The sequence below is a fragment of the Robertmurraya sp. genome (assembly GCF_036676585.1).
Classification (GTDB): Bacteria; Bacillota; Bacilli; order Bacillales; family Cytobacillaceae; genus Robertmurraya_A.
In genome coordinates, this window is record NZ_JAKFCQ010000076.1 from 40,981 (window position 1) to 47,035 (window position 6,055).

3 protein-coding genes are annotated in these 6,055 nt (G+C 38.4%); 2 read left to right on the forward strand and 1 reads right to left on the reverse strand.

Annotation, left to right across the window (positions count from 1 at the left end):
* Positions 1–17: 17 nt before the first annotated feature.
* Both ACGLXV_RS10925 and ACGLXV_RS10930 read left to right on the forward strand, forming a co-directional pair.
* Positions 18–593 (forward strand): TetR/AcrR family transcriptional regulator, encoded by a 576-nt coding sequence (locus ACGLXV_RS10925; protein ID WP_119706961.1) that lies wholly within the window; start codon positions 18–20, stop codon positions 591–593.
* Between the two features lie 108 nt (positions 594–701).
* Positions 702–2,810 carry an MMPL family transporter gene (locus ACGLXV_RS10930; protein WP_391558607.1) on the forward strand — a complete coding sequence of 703 codons (2,109 nt, stop codon included), beginning with the start codon at positions 702–704 and terminating at the stop codon, positions 2,808–2,810.
* A 40-nt stretch (positions 2,811–2,850) separates the two neighbouring features.
* Here the strand turns inward: ACGLXV_RS10930 and ACGLXV_RS10935 are convergent, their stop codons facing one another.
* Positions 2,851–5,877, reverse strand: a complete 3,027-nt coding sequence (locus ACGLXV_RS10935; RefSeq protein ID WP_391558608.1) for an efflux RND transporter permease subunit — start codon at positions 5,875–5,877, stop codon at positions 2,851–2,853.
* Positions 5,878–6,055: the final 178 nt, after the last annotated feature.

Consider the following 6,055-nt stretch of genomic DNA (forward strand, 5'->3'; position numbering starts at 1 on the left):
TGAAGAGGTGAAAGCTTATGGCACGTGAACGGAAATTTTCAAATGAAGAATTGTTTCAGTTAGTAAAGAAAATGCTTCTTCAACATGGATATGAAGGATTCCATTTTGGCCTGTTAGCAGAGCAACTGGATGTTTCAAGAGGAGCCTTATATAAATATTACGAAAACAAAGATGAGTTAATTACGGATTTTATGCTGTATGAAATGCAGTTATTTATTGGAGATTTAGCTCAGATAGAAAATCAGGGAGACTTTGAAGCCCGGTTTGATTTCTTAATGAAGCTTATTTTTGATAAAGCAGAAGTTCATCAACTCATTACGGTTGTCCAACAAATGGGATCTAGTTCAAATGAAAAAGCAAAAGAAAATAAAGAACAGTTAGAAAAGCTTCCTTTAGAAATGTATCGATATCTGCAAAATTTTATTTCATTTGGGAAAAGGGAAGGCAAACTTAAGGAACATATTCCTGATAGTGTCATGCTCGGATTGATATTTCAATCCATAGCCATTCCAAATCATTTTGGTTTACCAAAGTCGGTTTGGGTGGATTCAATCAAAGAAATCATTAGTAAAGGAATGTTTGCACATTCATAATTGACACAACTGTCACTTACGCTTGATAATAAGGGTGGCAATTGTGTTTTTATTTTTATTCAAAGTTACACTTGTGTCACTATAAATTTTAACTAAGGGGAGAAAAGCATGAAATCAATTCTCAAGGTAATTACTGACCGAGTTTCCACCAGAAAAGGAACATGGGTTACATTAGGTGTTTGGGTCATAGTAACAGTCCTTCTTGCCATACTTGCACCGAGTGCGAAAGATTACGAATCATCCAATATTACTTCATTACCTAGTGATGCAAAGTCAGTTATTGCTCAAAATAAACTTGATCAATATTTTAAAGATAATGACGGAACTCCGGCGATTCTCGTTTTTCAATCAAGCGACGACAAGATAGTGAATGTATCTGAATTAGAGTCATTTATCAAAGAGGTTCAAAAGGTAGAGGGAGTTAAGGAAATTGTTCCAATAACTACTTTGCCACCACAAGCCACAGAAAGCTTCTTTTCCGAAGATAAGAGTACAGTCATCCTGCCGGTTACTTTTGAGGCTGACTTTGAAGCGAAAGAGATGAGGGCCTCTCAAGAAAAGATGATGGAGATTACTGAGGAATCTACGGATTTGACGTTAACGATAACCGGACCTGCTGGTATTTCTGTAGACGCTCTTGATTTATTCTCGCGAGCAGATGTTGTGCTCCTTTTATCAACTGTTGGCCTTATCCTTGTATTGTTAATAGTAATCTACCGTTCACCTCTACTTGCTTTAATCCCACTTCTTGCAGCAGCATTTGTCTATGAAGTGGTGAATCAAGTGCTTGGTCTAATGGGGAAAGCGGGTTTACTTATTAACAACCAAACATTTTCAATCATGACGATTTTATTATTTGCAGCAGTCATTGATTATTCATTATTTGTCTTTTCTCGCTATAGAGAGGAATTGAAAACGTATGATAGTAAGCATGAAGCCATGAAAGAAGCAATGAGGGAGACGGGATTACCAGTTTTCTTCTCTGGTGGTACAGTCCTTGCCGCAATGTTGGTATTATTCTTCGCAGAATTTGGGGATTACCGAAATTTTGCACCTATTTTTGCAACGGCAATGCTTATTATTATGTTAGCTTCAGTCACATTAGTTCCTGCCCTTTTTACACTATTCGGAAGAAAATCGTTCTGGCCAAAGATTCCAAGAGTTGGGGAAGAATCAGTTAAAGCAAATTCTTTCTGGAGTAAAATTGGTCGAAGTGTAGTGAAGAAACCAGTTGTTTCAACTGTAGCGATTGGGATTATCTTGGTGATATCGGCATTAAATATGTTCAATCTGAAGTACGAGTTTGATACAATGAAGTCCTTTCCAGAGGATATGCCATCTAGGATCGGGTATGAAATATTAGAAGAGAAGTTTGAAAAAGGAGATTTAGCTCCAACTACTGTCTTGTTAGAAGCTTCTGAGCAAGTGACGATGGAGCAACAGGACGTAATCATGAAAGAGCTGAAAAAACAACCCCTTGTTAGCAGTGTTCGTCCAAGTGGTGTAACAGAAGACCAAAAAGTAGTTCAATTTACGCTTACTTATACAGAAAGTCCATACGATAGTGAAACGATGGATGCGTTGGAAAAAACGAGAGACAAATCGAAGCAAATTGTTAAGGATGCAGGTCTTGAGGGTGAGCTTTACTTTGCTGGCGAAACAGCCAACCGAATTGACGATCGTGCAACGAATAACAGAGATCTCATCGTCATTGTTCTATTAGAGTCTATTCTCATCTTTGCTATGCTTATTGTAATGACAAAGTCGTTCAAGCTACCTTTATATATGATGGGGACCATTTTATTATCGTTCCTGGCAGCTGTTGGGTTAGGGATGTTCCTGACAAACCTATTTTTTGATATTGATACAGTTAGTAACCGCGTCCCACTTTACTCCTTCGTCTTTTTAGTGGCGTTAGGAATTGATTATAATATCATTCTTATTTCAAGATTTATGGAAGAAAGAAAAATTCACCCTGTTAAGAAAGCTGTTGAAATTGCTGTAGCCAATACGGGCGGTGTTATCTCTTCAGCAGGAATCATTCTAGCTGCTACCTTTGCCGTGTTAATGACTCAACCGATTCAACTATTATTTGTATTTGGCTTTATTGTTGCTGTCGGGATTTTATTAGACACCTTCTTAATTCGAGGGATTTTATTACCCGCATTACTTGTTTTGTTTGAAAAAGATTCGTCTATGCAAAAAGGTCAGCAATAAGGAAAAGAGCCAGTCACAAGTTCCGGTGACTGGCTCTGTTTTATGCTTCCATACTTTGTTCGTTTGCTAATTGTGTTCGTTGTTTCTTAGATTTTTTGAAATGTAAAAGCTCATAAATCACTGGTATGACAACAAGAGTAAGTAGGGTTGCTACTGCTAAACCACCGATAACAACAACAGCTAAGCTTTGTGACACAAGGGCACCTGTCTCTGCTTTTTTAAACAGAAGTGGGAGCATGGCACAGATAGTTGCAATAGCCGTCATTAAAATCGGTCGCATTCTCGTTGCAGTTGCCTCCACTATCGCTTCCCGAATGATCATTTTTTGTTCGTTTTGTTTAATACGGTCTAACAATACAATTGCATTCGTGACGACGATACCAATCAGCATAAGGGCACCCAATAGAGCCGTTATATCCACAGGAATTCTGCTAATCACTAGTCCAAGCACAGCACCAATCGCTGCAAGTGGAAGGGAGAATAGAATTGCGATAGGAGCTCTTACTGTTTTGAAAGTAATCACCATGATTAAGAAAACAGCTCCGATGGAAATAATCATGGTCATAAATAAATCAGAGAAGTCATTCGCTTGTTGAACACTAGCTCCTCCTACAAAAATTTCTACATCATCAGGAAGTTTGATTCCGCCAGTTCCCTGAACACCAAATATAGCTTCATTCATTTCTTTTGAGATTTCCGAAATGCGTGCAGAATCAATATTTGCAGTTACTCGAACATATTGGTCCCCATCTTTATGGAAGACACTCGTTGATTCTTCACGTTTCGTAATCGAAGCAATCTCAGAAACAGGGACTAAGCCAGTTTGAGTAATAACAGGGATATCATTAATCTCATCAGCTGTAGCTGGAGATAGCATTGGTTCCAATAATACAGGCGTATCTTGTTGATCTAGTTTTATCATGCCAATTGGCATAGCATTCAGCATGGCAGCCACAGCTTGAGCTGTTTGTTCAGAGTTTACTTTACTTGAGTCCACTTCAAGTGAAAAGACCGTTTTCTTTTCTTCAAAATTGGTAGAAACTTTTTCAACACCATCAATACCCGAAATCTCATCCTTCACTTTTAAAGCTGTTTCTTCTAGATTATCTAAGGAATCCCCCATCACATCGATGGTGATTTGGGAGGATGAACCAGACATCATCGAGCTTGCTGAAACCGTAAGCTCGGCATCGCTATAATTCTCTTTTTCACCTTCAATCAGTTTGATCACTTGATCCGTATCGTTTTTATCTTTAAGAATAATAGAAAAGCTTGTTGCTGTTGGTGATTTTACATCTCCGTATTGAGCAGCTTCGGCGGAATTCCCCATTTGAGTAAAGTTATGTTCAACCTCTTCTTGCTTAAGAATGAACTCCTCTAGTTTGAGGGAGCCTTCCTTTACCTCGTCAATAGGAGTATTATTCGGGTACGTTAGATTGGCCACGATGAAATCAGAGCTTGAGTTATCAATGGCACCTTTCGGCAGCGTTACGTAGGTTACAATCGAGCCAGCAAAAACAAATAGTGCTAGGAGAAGGACTGCCCATTTATGATTGAGTGACCAAGTTACTAGTTTAATGAACTTTACCGCTGGCTTATGTTCAGGTAGCTTTGTATTTTTTAGCAGTCCTGCGCTCATGAGTGGGACAACGGTTAAAGCTACTACTAATGAAGCGAGCAGAGAATAGGTAATCGTTAATGCAAATGGAAGCATTATATCCTGAAGTGATCCACTTACAAGACCAATTGGTAGAAAGACTGCCACGGTTGTTAGGGTTGACGATGTGATGGCTGTTCCTACTTCTTTTGTTGCCTCTATTACTAAAGGTACTGAGAATTTTTCTTTTTGCATTTTGCGGAATATATTTTCGATTACTACGATACTATCGTCTACTAGACGACCAACAGCTACTGCCACTCCCCCTAAAGTTAGAACATTAAGTGTAATTCCTGAGCGTGACAGGAGGAATAATGTAAAGGCTAGGGACAATGGGATAGACACAATTGTAATAAAGGTGGAGCGAATGTTTCTTAGGAAAAGCATAATAACAATCGTTGCAAACAATGCTCCAAGTAACACTTCCTTCATCATTGTGTGTACAGAGTTTTCAACCATATCTGTTAAGTCTAAAACCACTGTAGTCTCCGATTGGCTAAACTTCTCGTTTAGTTCCTTAATTGATTTATCGAGCTCTTTACTGATAGATACGGCATTAGATGCACTATCCTTTGTCACTATTAGGAAAAGACCATCTTCACCATTAATGTGATTCAACGTATCATTGGGTTCTTGTTTATCAACCGTTGCGATATCTTTTAAACTTACCCCTGGAGATACTTGTAGGTTTTTTAACTCTTCCAGACTATCGATACTGCCAATCACTTTAATATTACTTGATTTACCATCTATCGTTTGCTCGCCTACAGCCATCGATGAATTCTGTCCTTGTAACACGGTCATGATGGTTTGAAATGGAACCTGAGTTTGTGCAAGCTTTGCATTATCTATTTTCACAGATACATAGGAATTCGCTTCTCCCATGGTTTGTATATTAGCAATACCGTCAATATCTTTTAAAACGGGAACAATTTCTTTTTTTGCGAACTCCACATTTTCAGCCGTTAATCCGTCCTCGAACGTGATTGAAATCTGTGAGATTGGAATCATATTCGTATTTAGTTGAATAATATTTGGTTTTGACACGTTTGGTGGAAGGGTAAGCGCGCTCAGTGCATCTTGTACCTCTAGCTTCGCATCCTTCATATTGGTCTTGGAGTCGTAAAAGATATCAAGCTTTGAATATCCGTCTCCTGTAGTAGAATAGATATTCGTTTTACCTTTTACTCCTTCGAGTACCGTTTCCATTGGATTCGTCACTTGCTTTTCCATCGTGTCAGAGTCTGATCCTTGACCTAGCACAACGACTGAAACTTGTGGCTGGTCAGCTGCAGGAAAGAATTCCATAGGTAATGTGGTGTAGCTTAGGATCCCTAAGCCGAGGACCAAGATCGTAAGAATGGATACTGCAGCTTTGTTACGAAAGGCCCACCTTGTAAAAATAGACATTGTAAAATTTCTCCTCTCATGGTAAAAACTAATAATAATCACAAGATGTATCTTAACATAATTTGTTCATGACTAAGAACAGTCTAGAGACCGATACCGTAATACTTACAAAGACTTAATATAAGAGTTTTCATGAAGCTAATGAAAATTTTCTGTTAAGATTGTTCGTTTTATTGAA